The sequence below is a fragment of the Pseudomonas zeae genome (assembly GCF_014268485.2).
GTDB lineage: Bacteria > Pseudomonadota > Gammaproteobacteria > Pseudomonadales > Pseudomonadaceae > Aquipseudomonas > Aquipseudomonas neuropathica.
Genome location: NZ_CP077090.1, coordinates 5,885,453 through 5,911,839 on the forward strand (window position 1 = coordinate 5,885,453; position 26,387 = coordinate 5,911,839).

The 26,387-nt window shown below is 59.9% G+C and carries 26 protein-coding genes; 13 read left to right on the top strand and 13 right to left on the bottom strand.

What is annotated here, in order from left to right:
* Nucleotides 1–370: 370 nt before the first annotated feature.
* Nucleotides 371–1,609: an MFS transporter gene (locus HU754_RS25995; protein ID WP_186623985.1), complete on the top strand. Its 1,239-nt coding sequence runs from the start codon at nt 371–373 to the stop codon at nt 1,607–1,609.
* A 118-nt stretch (nt 1,610–1,727) separates the two neighbouring features.
* Nucleotides 1,728–2,015 (top strand): HigA family addiction module antitoxin, encoded by a 288-nt coding sequence (locus tag HU754_RS26000; RefSeq protein ID WP_186623987.1) that lies wholly within the window; start codon nt 1,728–1,730, stop codon nt 2,013–2,015.
* 12 nt (nt 2,016–2,027) lie between these two features.
* On the opposite strand, the gene HU754_RS26005 is transcribed toward HU754_RS26000, so the two are convergent.
* Nucleotides 2,028–2,573: a DJ-1 family glyoxalase III gene (locus tag HU754_RS26005; RefSeq protein WP_186623990.1), complete on the bottom strand. Its 546-nt coding sequence runs from the start codon at nt 2,571–2,573 to the stop codon at nt 2,028–2,030.
* A gap of 67 nt (nt 2,574–2,640) precedes the next feature.
* Nucleotides 2,641–3,090, bottom strand: coding sequence for a DUF4879 domain-containing protein (locus HU754_RS26010; RefSeq protein ID WP_186623991.1), 450 nt, complete (start codon nt 3,088–3,090; stop codon nt 2,641–2,643).
* Between the two features lie 222 nt (nt 3,091–3,312).
* Here HU754_RS26010 and HU754_RS26015 point away from each other — a divergent pair, with 222 nt between their 5' ends.
* Both HU754_RS26015 and trmA read left to right on the top strand, forming a co-directional pair.
* On the top strand, nt 3,313–4,608 hold the full coding sequence (locus HU754_RS26015; RefSeq protein WP_186623992.1) for an NCS2 family permease: 1,296 nt from the start codon (nt 3,313–3,315) through the stop codon (nt 4,606–4,608).
* Nucleotides 4,605–5,684 carry a tRNA (uridine(54)-C5)-methyltransferase TrmA gene (trmA, locus tag HU754_RS26020; protein WP_186623994.1) on the top strand — a complete coding sequence of 360 codons (1,080 nt, stop codon included), beginning with the start codon at nt 4,605–4,607 and terminating at the stop codon, nt 5,682–5,684. Before HU754_RS26015 ends, trmA begins: the two co-directional genes overlap by 4 nt.
* Before the next feature lie 59 nt (nt 5,685–5,743).
* Here the strand turns inward: trmA and HU754_RS26025 are convergent, their stop codons facing one another.
* The gene (locus tag HU754_RS26025) at nt 5,744–6,187 is read right to left on the bottom strand and encodes a DUF2442 domain-containing protein (RefSeq protein WP_095125470.1); all 444 of its coding nucleotides are present in this window, start codon (nt 6,185–6,187) and stop codon (nt 5,744–5,746) included.
* The gene (locus HU754_RS26030) at nt 6,184–6,612 is read right to left on the bottom strand and encodes a DUF4160 domain-containing protein (RefSeq protein ID WP_095125471.1); all 429 of its coding nucleotides are present in this window, start codon (nt 6,610–6,612) and stop codon (nt 6,184–6,186) included. Before HU754_RS26030 ends, HU754_RS26025 begins: the two co-directional genes overlap by 4 nt.
* A gap of 314 nt (nt 6,613–6,926) precedes the next feature.
* Between HU754_RS26030 and aroQ the strand changes: the two genes are divergently transcribed.
* Both aroQ and HU754_RS26040 read left to right on the top strand, forming a co-directional pair.
* Nucleotides 6,927–7,367, top strand: coding sequence for a type II 3-dehydroquinate dehydratase (aroQ, locus tag HU754_RS26035; protein WP_008084592.1), 441 nt, complete (start codon nt 6,927–6,929; stop codon nt 7,365–7,367).
* Between the two features lie 5 nt (nt 7,368–7,372).
* Nucleotides 7,373–8,227 (top strand): shikimate dehydrogenase, encoded by an 855-nt coding sequence (locus tag HU754_RS26040; protein ID WP_186623996.1) that lies wholly within the window; start codon nt 7,373–7,375, stop codon nt 8,225–8,227.
* A gap of 99 nt (nt 8,228–8,326) precedes the next feature.
* Here the strand turns inward: HU754_RS26040 and HU754_RS26045 are convergent, their stop codons facing one another.
* Both HU754_RS26045 and quiC read right to left on the bottom strand, forming a co-directional pair.
* The gene (locus HU754_RS26045; RefSeq protein WP_093434710.1) at nt 8,327–9,004 is read right to left on the bottom strand and encodes a TetR/AcrR family transcriptional regulator; all 678 of its coding nucleotides are present in this window, start codon (nt 9,002–9,004) and stop codon (nt 8,327–8,329) included.
* Between the two features lie 101 nt (nt 9,005–9,105).
* Entirely contained in the window at nt 9,106–11,007 is a 1,902-nt protein-coding gene (gene quiC / locus HU754_RS26050) for a 3-dehydroshikimate dehydratase QuiC (RefSeq protein WP_095048737.1), read from the bottom strand.
* Between the two features lie 358 nt (nt 11,008–11,365).
* On the opposite strand from quiC, the gene HU754_RS26055 reads away from it, so the two are divergent.
* The gene (locus HU754_RS26055; protein WP_116255881.1) at nt 11,366–12,703 is read left to right on the top strand and encodes an MFS transporter; all 1,338 of its coding nucleotides are present in this window, start codon (nt 11,366–11,368) and stop codon (nt 12,701–12,703) included.
* Nucleotides 12,704–12,831: 128 nt separating this feature from the next.
* Here HU754_RS26055 and HU754_RS26060 read toward each other — a convergent pair whose 3' ends face one another.
* The 4 genes from HU754_RS26060 to HU754_RS26075 all read right to left on the bottom strand — a co-directional run bounded on the left by HU754_RS26060 (nt 12,832) and on the right by HU754_RS26075 (nt 16,723).
* Nucleotides 12,832–13,710 (bottom strand): DMT family transporter, encoded by an 879-nt coding sequence (locus HU754_RS26060; protein WP_034153813.1) that lies wholly within the window; start codon nt 13,708–13,710, stop codon nt 12,832–12,834.
* Between the two features lie 113 nt (nt 13,711–13,823).
* Nucleotides 13,824–14,639 (bottom strand): sugar phosphate isomerase/epimerase family protein, encoded by an 816-nt coding sequence (locus HU754_RS26065; RefSeq protein ID WP_186623997.1) that lies wholly within the window; start codon nt 14,637–14,639, stop codon nt 13,824–13,826.
* Nucleotides 14,640–14,641: 2 nt separating this feature from the next.
* Nucleotides 14,642–15,703: a Gfo/Idh/MocA family protein gene (locus HU754_RS26070; RefSeq protein WP_186623999.1), complete on the bottom strand. Its 1,062-nt coding sequence runs from the start codon at nt 15,701–15,703 to the stop codon at nt 14,642–14,644.
* Between the two features lie 243 nt (nt 15,704–15,946).
* On the bottom strand, nt 15,947–16,723 hold the full coding sequence (locus tag HU754_RS26075) for an IclR family transcriptional regulator (RefSeq protein WP_093434699.1): 777 nt from the start codon (nt 16,721–16,723) through the stop codon (nt 15,947–15,949).
* Nucleotides 16,724–16,898: 175 nt separating this feature from the next.
* Here HU754_RS26075 and HU754_RS26080 point away from each other — a divergent pair, with 175 nt between their 5' ends.
* The 4 genes from HU754_RS26080 (at nt 16,899) to HU754_RS26095 (ending at nt 21,489) form a co-directional block, all read left to right on the top strand.
* Nucleotides 16,899–18,638 (top strand): FAD-dependent oxidoreductase, encoded by a 1,740-nt coding sequence (locus HU754_RS26080; RefSeq protein WP_186624001.1) that lies wholly within the window; start codon nt 16,899–16,901, stop codon nt 18,636–18,638.
* The gene (locus tag HU754_RS26085; RefSeq protein ID WP_186624002.1) at nt 18,622–19,455 is read left to right on the top strand and encodes an aldo/keto reductase; all 834 of its coding nucleotides are present in this window, start codon (nt 18,622–18,624) and stop codon (nt 19,453–19,455) included. Before HU754_RS26080 ends, HU754_RS26085 begins: the two co-directional genes overlap by 17 nt.
* Before the next feature lie 192 nt (nt 19,456–19,647).
* On the top strand, nt 19,648–20,535 hold the full coding sequence (gene ypfJ / locus HU754_RS26090) for a KPN_02809 family neutral zinc metallopeptidase (protein WP_093434690.1): 888 nt from the start codon (nt 19,648–19,650) through the stop codon (nt 20,533–20,535).
* A complete protein-coding gene (locus HU754_RS26095; protein WP_116255888.1) occupies nt 20,536–21,489 on the top strand; it encodes an alpha/beta fold hydrolase in 954 nt (317 codons plus the stop codon).
* A 115-nt stretch (nt 21,490–21,604) separates the two neighbouring features.
* On the opposite strand, the gene HU754_RS26100 is transcribed toward HU754_RS26095, so the two are convergent.
* The 3 genes from HU754_RS26100 to HU754_RS26110 form a co-directional block, all read right to left on the bottom strand.
* Nucleotides 21,605–22,198, bottom strand: coding sequence for an HAD family hydrolase (locus HU754_RS26100; protein WP_186624004.1), 594 nt, complete (start codon nt 22,196–22,198; stop codon nt 21,605–21,607).
* A complete protein-coding gene (tesB, locus tag HU754_RS26105; protein WP_003228466.1) occupies nt 22,195–23,064 on the bottom strand; it encodes an acyl-CoA thioesterase II in 870 nt (289 codons plus the stop codon). Before tesB ends, HU754_RS26100 begins: the two co-directional genes overlap by 4 nt.
* Nucleotides 23,065–23,175: 111 nt before the next feature.
* Entirely contained in the window at nt 23,176–23,745 is a 570-nt protein-coding gene (locus tag HU754_RS26110; RefSeq protein WP_095048748.1) for a GNAT family N-acetyltransferase, read from the bottom strand.
* An 82-nt stretch (nt 23,746–23,827) separates the two neighbouring features.
* On the opposite strand from HU754_RS26110, the gene HU754_RS26115 reads away from it, so the two are divergent.
* Nucleotides 23,828–24,748, top strand: a complete 921-nt coding sequence (locus HU754_RS26115) for a histone deacetylase family protein (protein WP_034153803.1) — start codon at nt 23,828–23,830, stop codon at nt 24,746–24,748.
* 281 nt (nt 24,749–25,029) lie between these two features.
* Nucleotides 25,030–26,265, top strand: coding sequence for a TIGR03862 family flavoprotein (locus tag HU754_RS26120; protein ID WP_186624007.1), 1,236 nt, complete (start codon nt 25,030–25,032; stop codon nt 26,263–26,265).
* Nucleotides 26,266–26,387 lie beyond the last annotated feature (122 nt).

Below are 26,387 nucleotides of genomic sequence, written 5' to 3' on the forward strand. Positions count from 1 at the left end.
GGCTTCGGGGCTTGTGGCCCCTGCGCCTACTGCCCCCACGGATATGGAGTGCGGCGAATTCTGATTCGTTCTTTTTTAACAACCATCGCAACGCAGGGAGTCTGGCCAACGGGCCACCAGAGCATGGCCCGGGAGGGTCTTGATCTGGCTCAAGCAACGTTGAAAGAGTAGTCCCATTTCCGACGAACAACTGCGTGGTCGTTTGCCGCGTGACAAGTTGCCTCATCGGCGCGGCAATGCTCTGCAATGGATTTCTTGCGGCGAGCTGGAGGAAATCGATGTCTGGCTAACTAAATTTTTTGTCATAGCAACTTCCTGTTACAGACTGGTGATAACCTCGCGGTTCCCCTCGAGCCAGACCTGCCTTCAGATGCCCAGCCAAGAGCCCCTGCTGTTACGTCACCATCGTCCGTTTCTCGCTTTCTGGTTCGCGCGGATCTTCACCGCCAGCGGCTTTCAGATGCTCACTGTGGCAATTGGCTGGAACCTCTACCAATTGACCGGCAACGTCCTCGATCTGGGTCTGGTCGGCCTGGTCGAATTCGCCCCGCGTGTGCTGTTCATGCTGCACACCGGGCATGTTGCCGACCGCTATGACCGACGCAAAGTCGCGGCGATCTGTCAGTCGTTGCAGGCATTGATCGCCCTGGCGCTGGCCATCGGCAGCGCCACCGATCACGTCACCCGCGAGATGATCTTCATCCTCGCCTTCCTGCTCGGCGCGGCGCGTTCGTTCGAGATGCCGACCACCCAGGCACTGCTGCCGAGTATTGTGCCCAGCGCACTGTTCCCACGGGCGGTGGCAGCGGCACAATCGGCGCAACAGTCGGCAACCATCGTCGCCCCGGCGCTGGGCGGCTTGCTCTACGCGTTCGGCAGCGTCTGGGTGTATGGCCCGACCGTGCTGCTGTATGTCATTGCCTGCACCTTGATGCTCAACCTGCCCGCGCGGCAAACGCCGTTGAATAAAGGCAAAGCCACGCTGGATTCGTTGCTGGCGGGGATTCGCTTCATTCGCAGCCGCCCGGACATTCTCGGGGCGATTTCGCTGGATTTGTTTGCGGTACTCCTCGGCGGCGCCACGGCGTTGCTGCCGGTATTCGCCAAGGACATCCTGCTGACCGGGCCGTGGGGCCTCGGCCTGCTACGTTCGGCACCGGCGGTCGGCGCACTGGGGATGTCGCTGTTCCTCGCCCGATTTGCCGTAGAACGCAACGTTGGCCGAGTGATGTTCACGGCGGTCGGGGTATTCGGCGTTGCAACCATCGCCTTCGGCCTGTCGACCTCGTTCTGGTTCTCGCTGGCGGTGCTGGTGGTGCTCGGCGCGGCGGACATGATCAGCATGGTCATCCGCGCCTCTTTCGTACAATTGGAAACCCCCGACGAAATGCGCGGCCGGGTCAGCGCGGTGAACGGGTTGTTCATCGGTGCTTCAAATCAGCTCGGCGAATTCGAATCCGGCGTCACCGCCCACTGGTTCGGCACGGTGCCGGCGGTGGTGATGGGTGGAATCGGCACGCTGGTGGTGACCGGGACGTGGATCAAGTTGTTTCCGACGCTGGCTAACCGGGATCGGATGCATTTGCCGGTGGAAGAGGTGAAGGTCTGACAACCTCCAAAACACAAAATAACTGAAAAGGTGCGGTACATAGTTACCGCACCGAGTGTAATGTATCGCCTTACACTCCAGCCCATGATCAAATCCTTCACTGACAGGAGGCAGGCTCATGCCCATGCACAACACGCCACACCCCGGCGAAACACTGCTGATGGATGTTTTACCCGAACTTGGCATCAGCGTGACCGAATTGGCCCGACACTTGGGCTTCGCGCGCCCACATCTTTCCCGTGTACTACACGGACATGCGCCAATCAGCCCGGATCTGGCTGTGCGTCTTGAGCGTGCTGGCATTGGCAAGGCGCGTGTGTGGCTAGGCGTACAAACCGACTACGATCTGTGGCAAGCGGAGCATCGGGAGCAACCGGTTATCGAACTGATCGCTGTCCACGCCTGACACCTCCAGCCACTACAACTCCCTCGCCACTTTCGCCCGCAAGGCCTTGCCGCCGAGTTGCTCGACCAGCGTCAAGGCAAACTCCAGCGCAGCGCTGGAACCTTGCGCGGTGATGCAATTGCCGTCGACCACCACCGGTTGATCAACAAACGTACAGCCCGAGAGTTGATGGCTGGCGCTGGGCAAACAGGTCATGCGTCGTTGACGCAGCACGCCGAAGGATTGCAGGGCGATGGCCGGGGATTCGGCGATGGCGGCGAACAGGCGGCCGGCACTGGCCTGATCCTTGACCAGTTGTTGCAGCGGTTGATGCGCAGCCAGGTGTTGCGAACCGACGGCGCCGCCGGGCAGTACGATCAGGTCGAAGGTTTGCGCCAGCACGTCGACCAGCATGCCATCGGCGGTCAGGCGTGTGCCACGGGCGCAGGTGAGCATGCGTCGCCCTTCAATACTGGCGGCCACCACCTCGATGCCGGCCCTGCGCAGCACGTCGATCAGGGTCACGCTTTGCAGATCATCGATGCCCTCGGCGAGGGTAATCAGGACTCTAAAGGTCATGGGCGTTATCCGCTGGGTGATCTTCCAAGCGTAGACAGCTTTGTCCGGCCCTGTTCGCAGACAGCCGTTACTTGATGTAAAGCTGGGTCGACATCGTATTGCGTGGCGCGTTGATCGAGGTGTTGCTGAAGGTGAAAGTACCTTCCTGTTTGCCCGCCAGATCGAAGGTATAAAGAGAACCGACGGTTTTTTTGCCGGGAGTGCACTCGGTCAGGTTGCCGTTATCAAAGGCACAGACCGGCGCTCGGGTGCCGTTCACCTCGAAACCGTCGAGGGTGGCATGCGGCTGGCTCTGGCCGTATCCGACTTCCAGTACATAGACCTTGATGCTCGGCCCACTATGATTGCATTGGGTCTGCGTCTGGCCACCGGCAATGTCCTCCAGGCCACAGGCCGGCGATTGCACCTTGATCACTTTCACTTGGGTCAACGGCTCCGCCGAGGCCGCCAGCGCTATCGGAGCCACGGCCATCAGTGCGGCAATCAAACCCGAAACCTTCATCCAGCACCTGCTCATGCGCTTCCCGTCCCGAAAAAATCAGCGCGCAGTATGGCGCAGTTGGCTTCTAGGCAAAACTTCGCCGACGATCGACACCAACAACCGCCATATTCCTCACGCTGCTGGTATGATGCGCGGCTTTTTCCGGCCCACCACAATTTTCCAGGCGCTTGCGATGGTCTGTGCTTTGCTGTTGAGGTCGATACATTTACGGCGCCACGCGCGCCACGGGGAGCAGACATGCTGGAAAGGCTGTTTCAACTCAAGGCACACAACACCAACGTGCGCACCGAGATTCTGGCGGGCATCACGACTTTCTTGGCCATGGCCTACATTCTGTTCGTCAACCCGAGCATTCTCGGTGAGACCGGCATGGACAAGGGCGCAGTGTTCGTCGCCACCTGTCTGGCAGCCGCCATCGGCTCGACCATCATGGGCCTGATCGCCAACTACCCGATCGCCCTTGCGCCGGGCATGGGTCTGAACGCCTTCTTCACCTACACCGTTGTCCTGCACATGGGCCACACCTGGCAAGTGGCGCTGGGCGCGGTGTTCATCTCGGCGGTGTGCTTCTTCCTGCTGTCGATCTTCCGCATCCGTGAATGGATCATCAACAGCATCCCGCTGCCGCTGCGATCGGCGATTGCTGCCGGTATCGGCCTGTTCCTGGCGCTGATCGCACTGCATAACGCAGGTATCGTCGTCAGCAATCCGGCGACCATGGTCGGCCTTGGTGACCTGAAACAACCTGCACCGATTCTCGCCACCCTCGGTTTCGCCCTGATCGTCGCCCTCGAAGCATTGAAAGTGCGCGGCGCGGTGCTGATCGGCATTCTGGCGGTAACCATCATTTCCATCGCCATGGGTTTCACCCCGTTCGGCGGCGTGACCTCGATGCCGCCTTCGCTGGCCCCGACCTTCCTGCAACTGGACATCAAAGGTGCGCTGGACATCGGTCTGGTCAGCGTGATCTTCGCGTTCCTGTTCGTTGATCTGTTCGACAACTCCGGCACCCTGATCGGCGTCGCCAAGCGCGCCGGCCTGATGGGCAAAGACGGCCACATGCCGAAAATGGGTCGTGCGCTGATCGCCGACAGCACCGCGGCCATGGCCGGTTCGTTGCTCGGCACGTCGACCACCACCAGCTACATCGAATCCGCGGCTGGCGTGAGTGCGGGCGGGCGTACCGGTCTGACGGCCATCGTCGTGGCGATTCTGTTCCTGCTGGCACTGTTCTTCTCGCCACTGGCGGCCAGCGTTCCGGCGTTCGCCACCGCGCCGGCACTGCTGTTCGTCGCCGTGTTGATGACTTCCGGCCTGGCGGAAATAGACTGGGACGACATCACCGTCGCCGCGCCGGTCGTGGTGACCGCGCTAGCCATGCCGTTCACTTATTCGATCGCCAACGGCATCGCGTTCGGTTTCATCGCCTGGACCGTGATCAAGTTGCTGTCCGGCCGCGCTCGTGAGCTGAACCCGGCGCTGGTGATTCTGTCGATTCTGTTTGTGATCAAGTTGGGTTGGTTCAACGCATGACATTCGATTCCCAGGCTTACGCCGAGCAACTTGAAGCCAAGGTCACGCGTTTGCGTGATCTGCTGGCGCCGTTCGATGCCCCCGAGCCGACCGTGTTCGACTCGCCGCTGCAGAACTTCCGTCTGCGCGCCGAATTCCGCCTGTGGCGCGAAGGCGGCGATCGGCATTACGCGATGTTCGCTCAAGACGACAAGCGCACACCGATCCTCATTGAAGAGTTCCCGATTGCCAGCCTGCGCATCAACCAGTTGATGCCGCAATTAAAGGCTGCCTGGCAGGCCAGTTCGGCGCTGAGCCACAAGCTGTTTCAAGTGGAGTTTCTGACCACACTGTCTGGCGATGCGATGATCACCCTGTGCTATCACCGCCCGCTGGACGAACACTGGCATACAGCGGCGACGAAGTTGGCGGCGGATCTCGGCGTCAGCATTATTGGTCGCTCGAAGGGTAAACGCGAAGTGCTTGGCCTCGATTACGTGGTCGAGAAACTCGACGTCGGCGGTCGCACCTTCAGCTATCGCCAGCCGGAAGGCGCGTTCACCCAGCCGAACGGCACGGTGAACCAGAAGATGCTCAACTGGGCGTACGAAGCACTCGGTGACCGCACTGACGACTTGCTGGAGCTGTATTGCGGTAACGGTAACTTCACCCTGCCGCTCGCGACTCGCGTGCGCAAAGTGCTGGCTACCGAAATCAGCAAAACCTCGGTCAACGCGGCATTGAGCAACCTCAGCGAAAACGCTGTGGATAACGTCACTCTGGTGCGTTTGTCTGCCGAAGAACTGACCGAAGCGCTCAACGAAGTGCGCCCGTTCCGTCGCCTGCAAGGCATCGACCTGAAGAGCTACGAGTTCGGCAGCGTCTTCGTCGACCCGCCGCGCGCCGGCATGGACCCGGACACCTGCGAGCTGACCCGACGTTTCGACAACATCCTGTACATCTCCTGCAACCCGGAAACCCTGGCGGCCAACATCGCCCAGTTGCACGACACGCACCGTATTACCCAGTGCGCGTTGTTTGACCAGTTCCCGTGGACGCATCACATGGAATCGGGTGTGTTGCTGACCCGGCGTTGATTACGGGACAGCAGATACGAAAAAGCCGTCGTGATTGACGGCTTTTTTGTGGGCGCTCACTAAGCGGGATCGACCTTACGCGGACGCCCGCCCTTTTTGCCATTCGCCCGCGCGGCTGCAGACTTTGCCGCGCTGCTCTGACGGCCGTTGCGCGAAGCAACGGCAGAAGCGGCCATGGCCAATAGTGATGGGCTCGCCGAAATCATCCCAGAAATGGAAACGTCGAGGTCTTTACCCTCGTGACAAAGCGCAGTGCCCGCGAAGCCGACTGTCAGGCTTTCATAGTCCGCTGCGTTGAATCCGTCGAACTCTGGATAACGATCCACCGGTAGCAACACACCGCTGCCGTCTTCAAAACGGATGATCAGGGATGGTTTCTCAAAGGTTACGGAGACAGCCTGCAAGCTATTCGTCCGGCGTGCTTGCCCTTGCTCGATGGCGACGTCGATCATCTCCTCCGTGAGGGGACGACGTGCGGATGGCTTGGCTTTGATGACCTTCATAAATCGATTTCCACTCCTTCCAATGCGTCTATCAATGTCAGAAGAGTTTTGCCCTCGTCTGGCAGATAACGCGCCGATCCCACTCTGTATGTCGTGTCAGTGACGAGTTTCATCCCCAACACTTCGTTTGAATGGCTGTCCCACAATTGATTGTCGAGACAGACAGTTTGCAATTTCGACCACCAGATCCCGCGTGCTCGTCGCAGATGAGCAGGCTGCTCAAGGGATCGACACAAGCCTTCCACCACGGCCAAGGGTGGTCGACGAGAAAGCGGCACGACGTCCCAAAGCTCAATATCGTTGTGCCAGAAACTGAACTGTAATCGGGCACTCCAACTGCCCGCATTCACGTGAACGTGTGGTGGGCAATGTTCATCTCGCAGCATGATGACAATCGACAATCCTTTGTAGCTGCACACCTTCATGCTAACCCATCCGTTAGGTTAATAAGTTTCAGGATTCAAGATTCCTTTCAAATCCGACGACTGGTGATCGGCACATGACGTTTCACCGCTTTTCAGGCTAGCGTCGCAACAGGTCATGAGCCGGGCAATCTCCAGTGAAAAACGTAAGCAAAGCTGTCGTCATATCTCGATCAATATTGCTTCTGTGCGATCACCGAACATAAAACGCTACGTCCATTTTTGTTCAATTGACCATGGTAACCATCTAGTACATTTTATCTCCACAGGCTGAAATCCTCGGCCAAAGCCAAAAACAATAAGTGGAGTTACCCCTCATGCCCCCTATCGTTCTGGTGCTCAACGGCCCGAACCTGAACCTGCTCGGCACCCGCGAGCCGGCCACTTACGGTCACGAAACCCTGGCGGATATCTCGGCGTTGTGCGGTCGCGCGGCAGAAGAGTTCGGCCTGGCCGTGGAGTTTCGCCAGACCAATCACGAAGGCGAACTGCTCGACTGGATTCACGCTGCCCGTGGCCGTTGCGCCGGGATCGTGATCAATCCGGCCGCGTGGACGCATACTTCGGTGGCGATTCGCGACGCACTGGTGGCCAGTGAATTGCCGGTGATTGAAGTACACCTGTCCAACGTCCACGCCCGCGAGCCGTTTCGTCATCACTCGTTTGTCTCGGCGATTGCCACGGCGGTAATGGCCGGGTTTGGCAGTCATGGCTATCGCCTGGCGCTGGAACATTTCAGCCAGCGGCTGAAGGGGTAACTCGCATGTCTCGCTCTAACGTAATACTCGCCGGGCTGATCGGCGCCGGCATTCAGGCCTCGCGCACACCGGCGCTGCATGAGCACGAAGGCGATGCCCAAGGCCTGCGCTACCTCTATCGATTGATCGATCTCGATCAACTGAAAATGGACAGCACCGCCCTGCCCGACCTGCTACTGGCGGCCGAGCGGATGAACTACACCGGATTGAACATCACCTTCCCGTGCAAGCAGGCGATCATCCCGCTGCTCGATGAGTTGTCGCCGGAAGCCGAAGGCATAGGCGCGGTGAACACCGTGGTGTTGAAGGACGGCAAGCGTGTTGGCCATAACACCGACTGTCTCGGTTTCGCTGAGGGTTTTCGTCGAGGTCTGAAAGACGCCGCCCGCGAGCGCGTAGTCCAGATGGGCGCCGGTGGCGCAGGCGCAGCAGTGGCCCACGCATTGTTGAGCGAAGGCGTACAGCAACTGACTATTTTCGATGTCGACAGTGAGCGCGCCGAGAGCCTGGCGAACAATCTCAATCAGCATTTCGGCTCAAGCCGGGCAGTGGCCGGGCGGGATCTGCCGGCCACGCTGAGTCAGGCCGACGGTCTGGTCAATACCACGCCAATGGGCATGGCCAAACTGCCGGGCATGCCGGTGCCGGTCGAACTGCTGCGCAAGGAATTGTGGGTGGCGGAGATTGTGTATTTCCCGCTGGAAACCGAACTGCTGCGCAACGCCCGCGCGCTGGGTTGCCGGACGCTGGACGGCGGCAACATGGCGGTGTTTCAGGCAGTGAAAGCGTTTGAATTGTTCAGTGACGTGGTGCCGGACGCGCAGCGGATGCTCGCGCATTTTCAAAGCATGAATGGCTGAGTTCTTTCCCCCTGCTCGCGAAGGCGTACGGCCAGCCAATACATCTGTTGACTGACACACCGCTTTCGCGAGCAGGCTCGCTTCCACAGGGGGAATGTGTCAGGCCTGCAGGTAGCGCAGCACCGATTCGCAAATCATCTCGCGATGCCGCTGTTTGATGCTTTCATCCGGCAGATCGATCTGAAAGATCTCGCCAAATGTGTGCCGGTTCGACACGCGATAGAAGCAGAACGAACTGATCAGCAAATGCACATCCAGCGCATCCAGCCCCACACGGAAAACACCTTCAGCAGCACCACGACGCAGTATCTCGCCGAGTGAATCGAGGATGGTGTTGTTCATCGCTTTGATCGCGTCGGAACGCTTCACGTATTCGGCGTTGTGGATGTTTTCGATGCTGACGATGCGCACGAAATCGACATTGCGGTCGTGGTGATCGAAGGTAAATTCCACCAGACGCCGAATCGCCTCTACCGGCGCCAGCTCGGCCAGGTGCAGACGGTTTTCGGTGCTGCGGATGTCACCGTAAAGCTTTTCCAGCACCTCGACGTACAACTGCTCCTTACTGCCGAAGTAGTAATAGATCATGCGTTTGGAGGTGTGGATTCGCTCGGCGATCGCATCGACGCGAGCACCGGACAAGCCTTGCTGGACGAACTCGACGATCGCCTCCTGCAAGATGTTCTCGCGGGTCTTTTCCGGGTTGTTCTTGCGACTCTTGCGCGGCTCTACAGTGGAAACTTCAGAAGCTGCGGAAAGTTCTGTATTCATCGTCATTGCGGGCTCACGGCCATCACTGCACAGGCGGCGATTATGGGCTGCGCAGCACAGTGAAGGAAGCCGCGCGGCCCGTGTTTAATCTCGCGTTTACGAATTTCCTACAACTTCGCCTGGCGCACGGCACCACTGCGAGATTTGGCCATCGCCGCCAGGCGCACCGCGACGTTCGCCGCGCCATACCCGGCATAGCCATTCTTGCGCTGGATGATCTCGAAGAAGAAACGCCCTTCAAACGGTTCGGTGTAGACGTGGAACAGCTCACCGCCCTGGGCATCACGGTCGTACAGAACGTTGTAATACGCCAGTTCACTGAGAAACTCGTCGTCAAAATCGAAACGCGCTGCAAGGTCGTCGTAATAGTTGAGCGGAATATCCAGTAGCGGCACGCCGGCTTCTTTGGCGCGACTGACTTCGGCGAAGATGTCGTCACAATCGAAGGCGATGTGGTGCACCCCGGAGCCGCGATAACTCGACAGCGCGTGGGAGATGGCGGTGTTGCGGTTCTCGGAGATGTTCAGCGGCAAGCGGATCGAACTGTCGCGGCTACGCAAGGCGCGGCTCTTCACCAGACCATACGGATCAGGCAGCACCACTTCATCGTCCGCTTCGAAATCCAGCAGGCTCTTGTAGAACAGCACCCAACTGTCGAGGCTGTCGGCCGGCAACGCCATGGCCATATGATCGATACGCTTGAGACCGCCACGGGCCGGCGCGTCTGCCAGCAGGTTGAAATCGGTGCCGTAGACGTCGGCCTGTTCATCCACCAGATAAATCAGGCTGCCGTCCGGCGCGCGCACCGCTGCCAGTTCCAGTTCGTTGGGGCCGACCAGTCCACGATAGGGCTGACCTTTGTAAGCGACGGCGCGGGCTAGCGCACTGGCGCTGTCCTTGACCCGCACAGCCGTGGCACACAGCGACGGGCCGTGAGCCTCGAAGAAGCTGTGGGCAAAGGAATACGGTTCGGAGTTGAGGATCAGGTTGATGTCGCCCTGACGCAGCAGGCTCACACTCTTGGAACGATGCTGCCCAGCCTTGACGAACCCCAAGCGTTCCAGCCAGTTCGACAGTTTGGCGCCGAGGCTTTCATCGACGGCAAACTCGAGAAACTCGATGCCGTTGTACTCGCTGGCCTTCGGTGTTTCGAAAAGGATTTCGCGATTGGCGACAGGTGTCGCTTCCTGCTCAAGACGCTGACGGGTTTTCTCTTCCAGATACAGCAGTGAACGTAAACCGTCGGCGGCATTGGCCCGTGGCGGCGCGGCGCGGAAGCCATCGTTGAAAATTTCCAGCGACAGCGGCCCGGCGTAACCGCTCTGGATGATCGGCGCGAGGAAACCCGGCAGATCGAATTCGCCCTGTCCCGGGAAGCAGCGGAAATGCCGGCTCCACTCCAGCACATCCATGGCCAGGATCGGCGCGTCGGCCATTTGCACAAAGAAAATCTTGTCGCCGGGAATGTCGGCAATGGCGCGCGGATCGCCCTTCAGCGACAACGTATGAAAGCTGTCGAGCAATACACCGAGGCTCGGGTGATCGGCCTGACGCACGATGTCCCAGACCTGTTGATAAGTATTCACGTGACGGCCCCACGCCAGCGCTTCGTAACCAATGCGCAAGCCGCGCGCACCGGCATGCTCGGCCAGCAGGCGCAGGTCATCGACGAGAATTTGTTGATCACCGACGCTGTCGGCCGAGGCGTTACTGCAGACCAGCACCAGGTCGGTGCCCAGCTCCTGCATCAGGTCGAACTTGCGTTCGGCGCGCTCAAGGTTGCGCGCCAGGCGATCACGGCGGCAGCCTTCGAAATCGCGGAACGGTTGAAACAGAGTGATGGCGATGCCGAGATCGGCGCACATCTGTTTAATTTCCCGCGGGCTGCCGTCGTAGTACAGGAGGTCGTTTTCGAAAATCTCCACCCCGTCGAACCCGGCGGCGGCGATGGCTTCGAGTTTTTCCGGCAGGGTGCCGCTCAAGGAAACGGTGGCAATGGAACGCTGCATGTTTCAACTCCCGGACTGCGCCGCTTTATCTTTACTGTAGGAGCCGCCGAAGCCGGCAATCGTTTGATCTTTATTGCTGAAAAGCAAAATCAAAAGATCGCAGCCTTCGGCAGCTCCTACACAGGATGATTTTTATAGTGGGGGAAATTATTGGCTGCATCGATCGTGGCAGCAATTTAAAGTGTACTACCCGGTTAGTTTTGCGTGCGATTATCGAACACAATGGCGGTTTGGCGAATTGACGATTTTTCGTCCACTGCCCAACATCGACTGCACATTGAGTCCGGATCTGAACCACCGGTCGCAGCGTGCAAGTAACAAGCACACCAAATAACAAATCCAAAAACGGGTGGAACACATGATTCCTTCACAGACTTCCCGCATGGCTCCGGCCATGAGCACTGCCACGGGTGGCATCGGCGACAAGATCCGCGGCGCCATGGCTGTCGGCAAGACCCGTTGGGGCATGCTGGCGCTGGTGTTTTTCGCCACTACCCTGAACTACATCGACCGCGCCGCCCTCGGCGTCATGCAGCCCATCCTCGCCAAGGAAATGAGCTGGACGGCGATGGATTACGCCAACATCAACTTCTGGTTTCAGGTCGGCTACGCGATCGGTTTCGTCCTGCAAGGACGCTTGATCGACCGGGTCGGCGTCAAGCGCGTGTTCTTCTGCGCCGTGCTGCTCTGGAGTCTGGCCACCGGTGCCCACGGTCTGGCAACGTCAGCCGTTGGTTTCATGGTCTGCCGGTTTATCCTCGGCCTGACTGAAGCGGCGAACTACCCGGCCTGCGTGAAAACCACGCGCCTGTGGTTCCCGGCTGGCGAACGTGCGGTTGCCACCGGCATCTTCAACGCCGGCACCAACGTCGGTGCGATGTTCACGCCGATGCTGCTGCCACTGGTGCTGCACGTCTGGGGCTGGCAAGCGGCGTTCCTGTGCATGTCGGCGCTGGGCGGGATCTGGTTGCTGTTCTGGGGCTTGAAGTACTTCAACCCGGAAGATCACCCGAGCGTTAAGCAGTCCGAACTGGACTACATCCAGCAGGAAGTCGAACCGGAACAGGCCCGCGTGCCGTTCTCGAAAATCCTGCGGATGCGCGGCACCTGGGCCTTCGCCCTCGCCTACTCGCTGACCGCGCCGGTGTTCTGGTTCTACCTGTACTGGCTGCCACCGTTCCTCAATCAGCAATACAATCTGGGCATCAACGTCACCCAAATGGGTATTCCGCTGATCATCATTTACGTCACGGCTGACTTCGGCAGCGTCGGTGGCGGCATTCTGTCTTCGTTCCTGATCGGTCGCGGGATGAACTCGATCAAGGCGCGGCTGCTGTCAATGTTCCTGTTTGCTTGCTGCATCATCGGCGTGATCATGGCCGCCGGCTCAGCCAACCTGTGGGTGGCAGTGGCAGCGATTTCCCTGGCCATCGGCGCACACCAGGCGTGGACAGCAAACATCTGGAGCCTGGTGATGGACTACACGCCCAAGCACATGATGAGCACCGTATTCGGTTTCGGCGGCATGTGCGCAGCGATCGGCGGGATGTTCATGACCCAGATCGTCGGCCACATCCTCACCGTGACCAACAACAACTACACCGTGTTGTTTACCCTGATTCCGGCGATGTACTTCATTGCGCTGACGTGGATGTATTTCATGGCACCGCGCAAGATTCCGACCATCACCGAGTAATCTGCCTACACAACCCTACCTGTAGGAGTGAGCCTGCTCGCGATGGCTTAGTGTCAGTCAATAACTTCATCGACTGACACACCGCCATCGCGAGCAGGCTCACTCCTACAAGGTTTTGCGTAACCTGCTCAACGGCGGCTCTGCTGCCACGCTGCCGCCAGTCCGCTGCAACAGATCACCGCGATGCCAATAATCGTCAGCAGACTCGGCGTGTGATTGAACAGCAGCCAGCCCAACAACCCGGCAAACACAATCTGGCAATAACCGAACGGCGCCAGTAGTGCTGGAGCGGCATGGCGGAACGCCTGGGTCAGAAACAAATGCGCGGTCATCCCGCAACTGCCCAGCGCCAGCATCAACCCGGCATGGGTCAACGTCGGCACCTGCCAGAAGAACGGCACCAGTGCACTCATCACCAGCGTGTTGCATAACCCGGCGAAAAAGTTGCTGGTGGTCGGGCTGTCCACCTCGGCGAGCTTGCGGGTCAGCAGTTGATAGAAGCAGAAAAACAGCGCCGAGCAGAACGGCAGCAACACCGCCGGAGTGAACAACTCACCGCCGGGATGGACGATGATCAGCACGCCGATAAAGCCGCAGATCACCGCGATCCATTGACCACGTGTCACCCGTTCCTTGAGCAGCGGCACCGACAACGCCGTCACCAAAACCGGCGCAAGAAAGTTCACCGCCGTGGCTTCCGCCAATGGGATGTACAACAACGCGGTGGTGAAGAACAGGCTGGTGCCGAGCAGGCACAGTGCCCGAACCAATTGCCATAGCGGCTTCTTGGTGCGCAGCACACGCAATCCGGATTGCGGCAGAAAAATCCCCGCCATCAGCAGTGTGTGCACCAGATAGCGCGCCCAGACCACCATCACGATCGGATAAAAACCGGACAGGTATTTCGACAATGCGTCGTGACTGGAGAACAGGAAGGTTGCCACGACAATCAGCAAGATCCCCTTGAAGGGTTGGTTGACACCGGAGAGCGGGGTGCTGACAGTCATTGGTTATCCCTGTTTGAACAACAATACGGTGGCGAAGGGGATCGCGCGGCGGTCGCCGATTGGGGACGGCTACGCAGTCCACTGGGAGCAAGTTCCCTCGCCACAAAAAAGACTCACAGTCGCGCCAACAATTCCCGCGTCCTGTCGATCGCCATCTGCGCTCGCTCCAATCCGCTCACGCCCTGCTCCAGCAGTTTTACCGTGGGAATTTCCAGACTCAGTGGAATATTAGTCGGCAGCGCTCGCAGCAACCCGAGCAGATCGCAATCACCCTCGCCGGGAAACCGCCGCTCGTTGCGCGCCTGACGCAAGATCTCGGCCATGTCTGACGGCCTCGGCCCCGCTACATCACATAATTGCGCATAACGCAGACGCGACACTGGCACTTCAGCCAGATCCTCCAAGCGTGACGCCGAACGATCAAAGTGGAACGCATCGACCAGCACCGCAGCGTTTTCCCGATCAGCGTTTTCGACCATTCGCAGCGCTTGTTCGAGGTTGCGCGCATCAGTCCAGGGCATGAACTCCAGATGCGGGTGCAGCCCGTAAGGCGCGGCCAGATCGCAAAGCGCCGCAAAGTTATCGGTGAGCCGCTGTTCGTCAGGATCGTTACCGGCGACCAGCAATTCGGTAGCGCCAAATTCCGCACCGACCGTAAGAAGTTTCTCGAAATCGGCGACGTCGGTTTGCGGCTTCAGACGCAGGATTTCCACGTCGAGCACGCGGATGCCGGTGTCGCGCAGCCGCTGCAAAGTCTGACGGCGCAATTCAGCATCGGCGACCAAAGGGAAATGATGCTCCTCGGGCGTCGCCGGTTCCAGGCGCAGGCCGACATGGCTGTAACCAGCACGTGCCGCCACTTCGACCATTTGCGGTGGCGACAACTCCAGCACAGTGAGGCTGGCCAGAGACAGGATTCGTTCGCTCATGTTCAAGCCTCAATCAGTGCAGGGGTGCAGGCACGGCCGGTGGCGGCGGCCTCGCGGATCGCTTCGATCAGCGCCAAAGTGCGCGCAGCGTCGGCCGCACTCACCAGCGGCTCGACTTCACGCCGCGCCACGCGTACGAAATGCAGTAACTGCAAGCGTAAAGCGTCGTCACCGCCGTAGGATTCTTCGACCATCAACAAGGGCTCATGCCAACCGGCGTCGAACTGCTCAGCGGCATAGTGCCAACGCTTGAGCTGCGGAATGCTCAACGCTCCTGCGGTTCCGGCCAGCAGATAGCACGGCTGATCCGCATGACGTGGATACACCGGGTTCTCGCCGGAATCCAGCTCCCAACTCCACGGCGCGGCGACCGCGTCGGAACCGCTCAATGTGCCCAGTGTGCCGCCTTCGAATCGCAGCAACACCGCCGCACTGTCTTCGTTGGCGAAACCGCGCACGGCGTTGTCGGTGATCGCTTGCACCGAGCGTACTTCACCGCACAGATGCCGTAATAGATCGAGGTCGTGAATCAGGTTGGTCAGCAACATCCCGGCGCCCGGTTCACGGCGCCACGGGATCTCGAAATAACTGTCCGGTTTGCGCAACTGGAACAGTGCAGTCACCGTGATCAGCCGTCCAAGCGCCCCGCTCTGCACCAGCTCATGAGCGCGAACGATCAGCGGATTGTGGCGCCGATGATGGCCGACCAGCACCGGCACGCCGCTGCTTTTGACCGCCGCAACCAGTTCGCGCACTTCATCCAGGTGCACGCCGACCGGCTTCTCCAGAAGCACCGGCACACCCGCCGCCAGACAATCGAGCGCCGTGCTGACGTGTTGATTATTCGGATTGGCGACGATCACCGCGTCTGGCCGGATTTGCTCCAGCATCTGACGATGATCAGCGAAATGCCTTACACCCCATTCCGCCGCAAGCCCTGCTGCTTGCGACCCGGGATCCGCCACCGCGCACAGCGTTGCTTCGTTGAGGGTTTGCAGATGCCGATAATGTTGCTGGCCCATGTTGCCGGCGCCGATCAGGGCGATTCGAAGGGGCGAATTCAAGGTACGGTCCTTTTGTGATTGTTGTTGGAATATCACTCCAGCAACAATTTAGAACCGAGTTCCAGAATCAAATACCCATCCATCCTAAAACCGTGCGAACACCGCACAACTTCGTGAACAACAAAAATCCCCTGTAGGAGTGAGCCTGCTCGCGATAGCGGAGTGTCAGTCGCCGTTAACGTTGGCTGACATACCGCTATCGCGAGCAGGCTCACTCCTACAGGGGGTCTGTGTGAACTCGGATTAGATAAACAGTTCTGAGGCCAGGCTTGCTGCTGATAATTCTTCGGTGAAGGTCAGCAACAGCGGTGCCAGCTCATGCAACCGCGCCCCCGGCATCCGCGCACTGGGACCGGCAATACTCAGTACACCGATCACCCGACCATCCGTTGGATGCCTCACCACCGCCGCAATCGCTGAAGTCCCCACTGCCGAACTTTCTTCGACACAGGCATAACCCTGCTCACGAGCCAGACGCAGCCGTTCCAGCAACTCGATATTTGAACGCGGCGCATTCGGCCCGATCCCCACCGGCACCTCCGCCGCCTGCCGCTCGACCAGTGACAACGCCTCGGCGTCGCTCATGCACGCCAGCCACGCATGCCCCGACGCGGTGTAGAACAGCGGCGCGTCGCGGCCCATGTCCGGGTCGTAACGCAGACCGGTGCGCGCGCCTTGTGCCTTGGCGATCCAGGTCTGGCGCTCGCCATCGATCACGCCCAGACGCACCAGTTCGCCGGTTTCCTGCGCCAGTCGGTCGAGTACCGGCTGGACGATATCGGCACCGCAGCTCGACAGGTATTGAAAGCCCATAGCGACCAGTTTGGTCGACAAGTGATAGCGCAACGTTTCCGCATTCTGCCGTACGTAGCCCAACCGAATCAGCTCGGCGAGCAAGCGGTGTGTTGCACTCTTGGGGATATCCAGCTGCTCGGCGAGCGTCTGCATCGGCAGCCCGCGTGGATCACTGGTGAGGCTTTCCAGCACGCTGAAAACCCGTTCGATTTGACTGCCGGCCATGGAGACGTCCAAAGAAATTTTGCCGATTCTAGAAGACATTGGCGGCAAAGCGAAATCTGGAACCGGCTGTTCGATAACCGCCCATTTTATAGGCTCAAGGCTTGTAGAGTCGTCGCGACACTGGTTATTTTCTGGAATCAAATTCCAAAAAAACTTACTGCCGGAGCGTTGTTTGATGTCTGCCGAACACCCTGATATCGACTGCGACGTATTGGTCGTCGGTTCCGGTGCCGCCGGTTTATCGGCCGCCGTGACTGCCGCGTGGCATGGTTTGAAAGTCATCGTTGTCGAGAAAGATCCGGTTTTCGGTGGCGCCACTGCCTGGTCCGGTGGCTGGGCGTGGGTGCCGTGCAATCCACTAGCGCGTCGGGCCGGGATCATCGAAGACATCGAACAACCGCGCACCTATTTGCGCCATGAACTGGGCGAGCACTTCGACCCGGCGATGATCGACGCTTTCCTTGAAGCGGGACCGCGCATGGTCGCTTTTTTCGAGCAACACACTGTGCTGCAATTTGCCGATGGCAATGCCATTGCCGACATTCATGGCGACACGCCGGGCGCTGGCACTGGTGGCCGCTCGGTCATCGCCGCGCCTTACGATGGACGCAAGGTCGGACGCTTGCTCAAGCGCCTTCGTACAACGATACGCGAAACGTCCTTCATGGGCATGCCGATCATGGCCGGCGCCGATCTGTCGGCGTTCCTCAATCTGACCCGTTCACTGAAAGCCGCATGGCATGTCACCCGGCGCTTTACCCGACATTTGCTAGATCTCGCGATCCATGGCCGGGCCATGCAATTGGTCAATGGCGTGGCGTTGATTGCACGATTGGCAAAATCCGCCGAAGACATCGGCGTGTTGCTCTGGGAATCGGCACCCGTGACAGCGTTGCTGCGTGAAGGCGCTCGCGTCTCGGGCGCTGTGGTCAACACAGACAAAGGCCCGATCCGCATTCATGCACGCAAAGCCGTAGTGCTCGCCGCCGGTGGTTTTGCCAATGACATCGAGCGGCGCAAAGCCCTGTTCCCGCGCACGCCGACCGGTCACGAGCATTGGGCGCTGCCGCCGCTGGCCGTCGACGGCGATGGTTTGCGCCTGGGCGAAAGCGTCGGCGCGCGGGTCAATGCCGATGTGGCTTCGCCCGTGGCGTGGGCGCCGGTGTCGCAAGTGCCACATTCCGACGGCAGCATCGGCCATTTCCCACACATCATTGAGCGCGGAAAACCCGGGATCATCGGGGTTCTGCGCAACGGCCAGCGTTTCGTCAACGAAGCCAACGGTTATTACGACTACGTCAGCGCCATGGTCGCTGCTGCGCCGGAAGGTGAAGAAGTCGCCTCATGGCTGATCTGCACGCGCGCCTTTCAACGGCGTTATGGACTGGGCATATCGCGGCCATTTCCGCTGCCAGTGTCAGATTTTATCCGCAGCGGCTATCTGAAAAGCGGCAACAGCGTTGAAGAATTGGCCCGAGCCTGCGGCATCGATCCGAGCGGATTGCGCCACACCCTCGACGATTACAACCGCCATGCCCGTCACGGTGAAGACCCGTTGTTCGGTCGCGGCGCAACACCCTACAACCGCAAACAGGGTGATCCGGCGAACCTGCCCAACCCCTGCGTTGCCCCAATAGAAACTGGCCCGTTCTACGCCGTGAAAGTCCAGCCGGGCTGCTTCGGCACATTCGCCGGGCTCAAGGTCAACCCGCACGCGCAAGTGCTGGACGTCCACGAACAGCCCATCACCGGCCTCTACGCAGCCGGTGGCGACATGGCCAGCATCATGGGCGGCCACTACCCGGCGGGCGGTATCAACATCGGCCCCGCGCTGACTTTCGGTTACATCGCCGCCCGGCATATTGCCGGCATGACTGCCTTCGAACAGGAGATCGACCATGCAGCACATCGTTAACGCCCAAGGTTTGAACATGCCGAAACTCGGTCTCGGAACCTGGCCGATGCTCGGCGAAGAATGCACCCGCGCCGTCGAGCAAGCACTGGAACTGGGTTATCGACACATCGACACGGCAGCGGCCTACAACAACGAGGACGCCGTCGGACAAGCACTGGCGAATACCCCGACACCGCGCGAGCAGATTCACGTCACCACCAAAGTCTGGTGGGATCAGTTGCAACCCGACGCGATGCGCCACTCCATGGACCGCAGCCTTACCGCGTTGCGCAGCGACTACGTCGACTTGTTCATGATCCATTGGCCGAGCACCGACTGGGACCTGCCACGCACCCTCGAGACATTGGCTTCGTTCAAAAAACAGGGGCTGGCACGCAACATCGGCGTGGCGAATTTTCCGCTGCCGTTGCTGCGCAAAGTTGTCGAGGAATACGGCATCGGTCTGTCAGCGATTCAGGTCGAATACCACGTCCTGCTCGGCCAAAACGCCCTGCTCGACTACGCCCGCGAACACAACCTGGCGCTGACGGCCTACACCCCGCTGGCGCGCAACAAGGTCTCAGACATCCCACAGATTCAACAGATCGCCGAAAAGCACGGCGTGCTGCCGACTCAGGTCGCACTGAAATGGCTACTGGATCAGCCCAACGTCGCGGCGATTCCCAAGGCCAGCAGCCGGGCCAATCAACTGGCCAACCTCGCATCGCTGCAAGTCGAACTCGACGATGAAGACCGCGCATTACTCGCAGCCCTGTCAAAACGCGAGCGTCAGGTCAGCCCGGATTTCGCCCCCGAGTGGGATGCGTTTGATAGCTGATTGATAATCCAGCGATAGAAATCCTGCGCGGGATTGAATTTGCCGCGCGCCAGACCGTCAATAACAGGCCCGACCTCGTCAGCACGAGGCCGGGCCTGTTTGCGTGTGGCCAATAGACGGACGACCGGACTGGCGCCACACTCACACAACAGCAACACTCATCACCACCCGATACACACAGAGGATTCCCACATGCTATGGAAAAAAGGCCGACGCAGTGACAACGTCGTCGATGCCCGTGGTGATGATGCCGGCGGTGGCGGCGGCATGCGCTTCGGTGGCGGCAAAGGCCTGAGCCTGGGGGCGATTCTGCTGATCGTCGGCATTGGCTGGATCACCGGGCAGGACCCAATGCAGATCCTCGGCCAGCTCGCCGGGCAATCCACACAACAATCTGCATCTACTTCGCAAACCCGCCAAGCGCCGCCGGCCAATGATGAACAGGCCGAATTCGTCCGCTCGATCCTTGGTGACACCGAAGACACCTGGGGCGCGATTTTCCAACAGGCCGGGCGCCAATATAAAGATCCGACCCTGGTGCTGTTCAGCAATCGGGTCAATTCCGCCTGCGGTCTGGCGACCTCGGCCACTGGCCCGTTCTATTGCCCGGCGGACCAGAAGGTCTACCTGGACATGGCGTTCTTCCAGGAAATGTCGCAACGCTTCAAAGCGGCCGGCGACTTCGCCCAGGCCTACGTGATCGCGCATGAAGTCGGACACCATGTGCAGACGCTTCTCGGCGTCTCGGCGAAAATTCAGACAGCTCGCCAGCAAGGTCGGCAGATGGAAGGCGACGGCGGTTTGCTGGTGCGTCAGGAATTGCAGGCCGACTGCCTCGCCGGCGTCTGGGCCTACAGTGCGCAGAAGCGTTTGAACTGGCTGGAACCGGGCGATATCGAAGAGGCCTTGAATGCGGCCAACGCCATCGGTGATGATCGCCTGCAACAACAGGGTCAGGGCCGTGTGGTGCCGGACTCGTTTACCCACGGTACGTCGGCGCAAAGGGTGCGCTGGTTCAAAACCGGATTCGCGCAGGGCCAGGTCGGCCAGTGCGACACCTTCGCGGCGAAAAACCTGTAAATGCATAAATGGCTTTTGGCGTTACTGATCGTTGGCAGCACTGCGCAAGCCGCCGGTGTCGATGCGATCAGCCCCGGTCGTTTGCAACTCAAGGCCGGGGAAATGGCGGTCGGCATTGGTCCTGCGCCGGAGAAGATCGAACGGGTGCTGATCGTCATTCATGGCCGGTTGCGCAACTCGGAAACCTATCGCAAAAGCGCCGAGAGCGCCGCCGAGCTGGCGGGACAAAGTGCCCACACGCTGGTAATCGCGCCGCAGTTCCTCAATGAAAGCGATGTCGCGCTGTACTCGCTCCCCGCCACGTTGCTGCGCTGGCAAGGCAACGAGTGGATGGGCGGCGGCTTATCCACAGGGCCGAATCCTTTGAGCTCCTATGCCGCGCTCGATGAGATCGTTGGACGGATCAGCGACCGCAAACAGTTTCCCGACGTGAAGCAGATCGTGATCTTCGGTCATTCCGGCGGTGGCCAGGTGGTGCAGCGCTATGCCCTGCTGGCCAAGGATCAGCCTGCGTTGAAGGCCAACGGCATTCGCTTGCGCTACGTGGTGGCCAACCCGTCATCTTATGCCTACTTCAATGAACAACGGCCGGTAGCGTTCGATCACGCCAAATGCGCGGGTTTCAATCGCTGGAAGTACGGTCTGTCAGACATGCCGGTGTACGCCGGTGGGCAAACGCCGTTGCAGCTTGAGAGCAGTTACATCAAACGCGAGGTGATTTATCTGCTTGGACAGCAGGACGTCGATCCCAAGCATCCAGCGTTGGACAAGCGCTGTGAAGCCGAGGCGCAAGGTGCGTATCGCCTGGAGCGTGGGAAGTTGTACTTCGGCTATTTGCTGCGTCGGCATCCGGAAGGGGTGAATCAACGATTGGTTGAAGTGCCCGGGGTCGGGCATAACGGCGATGGAATGCTGACCTCGCCGGAGGGGCAGAAGGCGTTGTTCGATCAGTAAACTGTTTGGCGGATTTTATGCCCTCTTCGCGAGCAAGCTCGCTCCCACATTTGGAATACATTTCCCTGTGGGAGCGAGCTTGCTCGCGAAGAGGCCAGCTCAGGCAGCAAAGATTTCAGGCCAGCAGCATCCGCCGCAACTCGACACAATCCTTCGCATGCCAATCGGCCAACTCGGGCCACGGGTTATCCGGCAAATTCACCAACACCGTGCGCGCCCCCGCCGCTCGTCCGCAATCCAGATCAAAGCGGTAATCACCGACCATCACCATCGCGCTGGCCGGCACGTCCCAGGCGTTTGCCAGTTTCAGCAAACCACCCGGATGCGGCTTCGGCGGCGCTTCATCGCGGCCCAACACATCGTCCACCGCAAAGCAGTCGGCGAGGCCAATCGCTTGCAGCGTCACATGCGCCAGTTCCCGCGCGTTGCGGGTGAGGATGCCGAGGCGATAACCGCGAGCGTGCAGATCACGCACCAACTCCACCGCTCCGGTGGCCGGGGTCGAACCCAGTGCCAGATCCCTTTCATGTTCCAGCAGCCAGGCGTGTTTCGCCGCCGCTTCATCCGCCGGCAACGCGGCGAGATGAGTGAGGATGTCGTCCTCCGGCGGAATCGCCAGCGCCACGCGAATCGCCGCAAAATCATGCACGGCGACGGTCAACGTGCCGTCCATATCGAACACCCAGTGCTTGACCTCTTTCAGACTCATGCCCAGTCCTTGCGATGGCGGATCAGGCCTTCCTGCGTCACCGAAGCGACCAGTTGCCCGGCGCGGTTGTACACGCTGCCACGAGAGAATCCACGGGAATTGCCGGCCCACGGACTGTCCATCGCGTAGAGCAACCAGTCATCGGCGCGCAGATCGTTGTGGAACCACAGCGCGTGATCAAGGCTGGCGACCTGCATGTCTTTCTGCCAGACCGATTTGCCGTGGGGCAGCATTGAGGTGGTCAACAAACCGAAGTCCGAGGCGTACGCCAACAAGTATTTGTGCAGTGCCGGGATGTCGGCCAATGCGCCGTCGGCACGGAACCACACATATTTGACCGGATCGGCCGGCTGCGGGTTGTACGGGTCCTTTTCGGTGACCGGGCGTACTTCGATCGGTTTCGGGCACAGCAGTTTTTCACGCATGTGTTCCGGAATCAGGTGCGCGCGTTGCTGGGTCAATTCCAGCTCCGACGGCAGATTTTCCGGGCCGACCACCACCGGCATCTGACTCTGGTGCTCGAAGCCTGCCTCGTCGTATTGAAACGAAGCGCTGCAGGTGAAGATCGGATGTCCCTTCTGGATCGCCGTGACGCGGCGAGTGCTGAAACTGCCGCCATCGCGCACGCGATCAACCGAGTAGACCACTGGCAACTTGGCATCGCCCGGACGCAGGAAGTAGCCGTGCATAGAATGTACATGGCGCGCCTCTTCAACGGTCTGACTGGCCGCCGACAGCGACTGGCCGAGCACCTGGCCACCGAACAACTGACGGAAACCCAGATCCTGGCTACGGCCACGGAACAGGTTTTCTTCGATCGGTTCCAGGGTCAGCAAGTCGACCAGATCTTCCAACACTTGGCTCATTCAGACTCTCCTCACACAAAGCACTATGCCGCGCAGTCTTGGCTGCGGCGGCCGATTCAGATTCTGGCGCGGGCCAATGATATGGCGGCCATTGTAAACGTCCGTGTCGGCTTATCCATGCAAGGTTTGCAGCCATTGTTCCCGAGTAATGCGGTACAGCACATGCCGTCTTAGCGGATGATCGACGGCAAGCTTGGGGTGATCAAAATCATCTTCCGGGGCGTGATGCATGCCGATCGCCTGCATGACTTTCTCTGAGGGCAAATTGGATTGCGCGGTGAAGGAAACGATTTCCTTCAATGCCAACCGATCAAAGCCGCAACGCAGAGCGGTCCACGCTGCTTCGCTGGCGTAACCCAGGCCCCAATGTTCCTTGGCCAGGCGCCAGCCGATTTCCACCGCAGGCGTGAACGGTGCATCGAAACCAACCACGCCGAGCCCGGTGAAACCAATAAATTCGCCACTGTCCTTGCGCTCCAGCGCCCACAAGCCGAAACCGTGCTCGGCGAAATGCCCGCGCACGCGACCAATCATCGAAGCGCTTTCCAGTCGGCTCAATGGTGTCGGGAAGTAGCGCATCACCTGAGGATCGGCGCACATCGCGGCAAATGCCGGCAAATCCTCGTCCTGCCACTGACGCATCAGCAAGCGCGCGCTTTCAAGTTCCAGTATCGGCTCCATCATGCCCCTCCGTTTCCATGCCGCAAGTCTACATCGCTGGTAGGATCCTTCACTCTTTCCTACGTTCCTACATGAAACCGCCATGCCACTGCCGCTGATCTACCACGAAGACTACAGCCCCGAGTTTCCGGCGGATCACCGCTTCCCGATGGACAAGTTTCGTCTGCTGCGCGATCACCTGGTCGACAGCGGTCTGACCCGCGACGCCGATCTGCTGCGGCCCGAGATCTGCCCCAACGACATCCTCGCCCTCGCCCATGACCGTGCGTATATCGAACGCTACATGAGCGGCGAGTTGTCCCGCGAAGACCAACGGCGTCTGGGTCTGCCGTGGAACGAAGCCTTGGCGCGGCGCACGGTACGGGCGGTCGGCGGTTCAATTCTGGCGGCGGAAAAAGCCTTGGAACATGGCTTGGCCTGCCACTTGGCCGGCGGCACCCACCATGCGCACTACGACTACCCGGCAGGCTTCTGCATCTTCAATGACCTGGCGATCATCAGCCATTACCTGCTGCAAAGCGGCCGGGTCAATCGCGTGCTGATCTTCGACTGCGACGTGCATCAGGGCGACGGCACCGCGCGAATCCTGCATGACACGCCGGAGGCGATTACCGTTTCCCTGCACTGCGAGAAGAATTTTCCTGCACGCAAGGCGGAAAGTGACTGGGACATCCCGCTGCCCAAGGGCATGGGCGACGCTGATTATTTGAAAGTGGTCGACGACACGCTCAACTATCTGCTGCCGCTGTATCAACCGGACCTGGTGCTGTACGACGCCGGCGTCGATGTACACAAGGACGATGCCCTCGGTTATCTGCAACTGACCGACGAAGGCGTCGCCGCCCGCGACGAAAGCGTGATGCGCCATTGCCTGGGGCGCGATATTCCGGTGATGGGCGTGATTGGCGGCGGCTACAGCAAGGATCGCCACGCCCTCGCCCGCCGCCACGGCATCCTCCATCACAGCGCGCAACGGGTCTGGCAGTCACACGGTTGTCATTGAGTTGTGCTGCGTTACCCACAATCGCTGTGGAACGGCCTGTGGATAACCTGAGTGAAAGGGACTGCAGGCCATACCGGTTATGGCCTGCAGCGCACTGATCATTTTTCAACCAACATTTCAAGCCAATCCGAATCCCTTGTAGGAGTGAGCCTGCTCGCGATAGCGTCAGCACCTTCAACATTAACTTGGCTGATACACCGCTATCGCGAGCAGGCTCACTCCTACAAAAGATCTCGACTGTTAGAATGCGCGCCTTATCCCGCCATACCGCAGCGCACGCCATGACCCAGACTTCCGCCTCCTCCCCCGCTCACGTCGCCATCATCGGCGGTGGCCCCGCCGGCCTGATGGCCGCCGAAGTGCTGAGCCAGGCCGGAATCCGCGTCGATCTCTACGACGGCATGCCCTCGGTCGGCCGCAAGTTCCTGCTCGCTGGCGTCGGCGGCATGAACATCACCCACTCCGAAGCCTACCCGGCGTTCCTTTCACGCTACGCCGAGCGCGCCCCGCAAATCGCCCCGCTGCTGCGCGGTTTCGATGCCGATGCGTTGTGTAAATGGATTCACGACCTGGGCATCGAAACCTTTGTCGGCAGCTCCGGCCGGGTGTTCCCCACTGATATGAAAGCGGCCCCGCTACTGCGCGCCTGGCTCAAACGTCTGCGCGACAGCGGCGTCGTTATCCACACCCGCCATCGCTGGCTCGGTTGGGATGCACATGGCGCGCTGCGCATCGACAGCCCGGAAGGTGAAATCACCGTCAAACCCGATGCCACGCTGCTTGCCCTCGGCGGCGGCAGTTGGTCGCGCCTCGGTTCCGACGGTGCGTGGATGCTCGCCCTGGAGCAGCGCGGTGTAGAACTGGCGCCGTTGCAGCCGAGTAATTGCGGCTTCGAGGTGCAGGCCTGGAGCGATTTGATGGTGAGCAAATTCGCCGGCGCACCGCTGAAAAATATCGCCATCGGCTTGAACGACGATGTGCCGCGTTTGGGCGAATGCGTGATCACCGCGACCGGCATTGAAGGCAGTCTGATTTATGCGCTGTCGGCGCCGATTCGTGAAGCGATCAATCAGCATGGCGCGGCGGTTGTTCACATTGATCTGTTGCCCGGCCGACCTGTGGATAAATTGCAGGCAGCGTTGAGCAAACCACGCGGTTCGCGGTCGATGGCCAAGCATCTGCACAGTCAGGTCGGGATTGATGGGGTGAAAGCGGCGTTGTTGCGCGAGTTGACTGATGCGGCGACGTTTGCTGATCCGGCGCTGTTGGCGCGGGCGATCAAAGCGTTGCCGCTGACGCTGGTCAAAACGCGGCCATTGGACGAGGCGATCAGCAGTGCCGGGGGCGTGACGTTCGAGGCGATGGACGAACGCTTGATGATCAAGGCGTTGCCGGGGGTGTTCTGCGCGGGCGAGATGCTTGACTGGGAAGCACCAACGGGCGGCTATTTGCTGACGGGGTGTTTTGCCAGTGGCCGGGCGGCCGGGTTGGGAATTGTGCAGTGGCTGAAAAGCTAAACCCTCACCCCAGCCCTGTCCCAGAGGGAGAGGGAGCCGACCGAGGTGTCTGGCGTCCAACATCGACCTGAAACACCGAGTCGATTATGGATTCGGCCAACCGACCGAGGTGTCTGGCGAAA

Coding starts and splice junctions, on each gene's coding strand:
- HU754_RS26115 (WP_034153803.1), top strand. CDS start 23,828: ATGCCACTGCCGCTGATCTACCACGAAGACTACAGCCCCGAGTTTCCG.
- HU754_RS26005 (WP_186623990.1), bottom strand. CDS start 2,573: ATGACCTTTAGAGTCCTGATTACCCTCGCCGAGGGCATCGATGATCTG.
- HU754_RS26015 (WP_186623992.1), top strand. CDS start 3,313: ATGCTGGAAAGGCTGTTTCAACTCAAGGCACACAACACCAACGTGCGC.
- HU754_RS26120 (WP_186624007.1), top strand. CDS start 25,030: ATGACCCAGACTTCCGCCTCCTCCCCCGCTCACGTCGCCATCATCGGC.
- HU754_RS26085 (WP_186624002.1), top strand. CDS start 18,622: ATGCAGCACATCGTTAACGCCCAAGGTTTGAACATGCCGAAACTCGGT.
- HU754_RS26025 (WP_095125470.1), bottom strand. CDS start 6,187: ATGAAGGTCATCAAAGCCAAGCCATCCGCACGTCGTCCCCTCACGGAG.
- HU754_RS26055 (WP_116255881.1), top strand. CDS start 11,366: ATGATTCCTTCACAGACTTCCCGCATGGCTCCGGCCATGAGCACTGCC.
- HU754_RS26075 (WP_093434699.1), bottom strand. CDS start 16,723: ATGGCCGGCAGTCAAATCGAACGGGTTTTCAGCGTGCTGGAAAGCCTC.
- HU754_RS26065 (WP_186623997.1), bottom strand. CDS start 14,639: ATGAGCGAACGAATCCTGTCTCTGGCCAGCCTCACTGTGCTGGAGTTG.
- aroQ (WP_008084592.1), top strand. CDS start 6,927: ATGCCCCCTATCGTTCTGGTGCTCAACGGCCCGAACCTGAACCTGCTC.
- HU754_RS26060 (WP_034153813.1), bottom strand. CDS start 13,710: ATGACTGTCAGCACCCCGCTCTCCGGTGTCAACCAACCCTTCAAGGGG.
- HU754_RS26010 (WP_186623991.1), bottom strand. CDS start 3,090: ATGAGCAGGTGCTGGATGAAGGTTTCGGGTTTGATTGCCGCACTGATG.
- tesB (WP_003228466.1), bottom strand. CDS start 23,064: ATGAGCCAAGTGTTGGAAGATCTGGTCGACTTGCTGACCCTGGAACCG.
- HU754_RS26100 (WP_186624004.1), bottom strand. CDS start 22,198: ATGAGTCTGAAAGAGGTCAAGCACTGGGTGTTCGATATGGACGGCACG.
- HU754_RS26080 (WP_186624001.1), top strand. CDS start 16,899: ATGTCTGCCGAACACCCTGATATCGACTGCGACGTATTGGTCGTCGGT.
- HU754_RS26110 (WP_095048748.1), bottom strand. CDS start 23,745: ATGGAGCCGATACTGGAACTTGAAAGCGCGCGCTTGCTGATGCGTCAG.
- HU754_RS26000 (WP_186623987.1), top strand. CDS start 1,728: ATGCCCATGCACAACACGCCACACCCCGGCGAAACACTGCTGATGGAT.
- HU754_RS26040 (WP_186623996.1), top strand. CDS start 7,373: ATGTCTCGCTCTAACGTAATACTCGCCGGGCTGATCGGCGCCGGCATT.
- trmA (WP_186623994.1), top strand. CDS start 4,605: ATGACATTCGATTCCCAGGCTTACGCCGAGCAACTTGAAGCCAAGGTC.
- HU754_RS26095 (WP_116255888.1), top strand. CDS start 20,536: ATGCATAAATGGCTTTTGGCGTTACTGATCGTTGGCAGCACTGCGCAA.
- HU754_RS26030 (WP_095125471.1), bottom strand. CDS start 6,612: ATGAAGGTGTGCAGCTACAAAGGATTGTCGATTGTCATCATGCTGCGA.
- HU754_RS26045 (WP_093434710.1), bottom strand. CDS start 9,004: ATGACGATGAATACAGAACTTTCCGCAGCTTCTGAAGTTTCCACTGTA.
- HU754_RS25995 (WP_186623985.1), top strand. CDS start 371: ATGCCCAGCCAAGAGCCCCTGCTGTTACGTCACCATCGTCCGTTTCTC.
- quiC (WP_095048737.1), bottom strand. CDS start 11,007: ATGCAGCGTTCCATTGCCACCGTTTCCTTGAGCGGCACCCTGCCGGAA.
- ypfJ (WP_093434690.1), top strand. CDS start 19,648: ATGCTATGGAAAAAAGGCCGACGCAGTGACAACGTCGTCGATGCCCGT.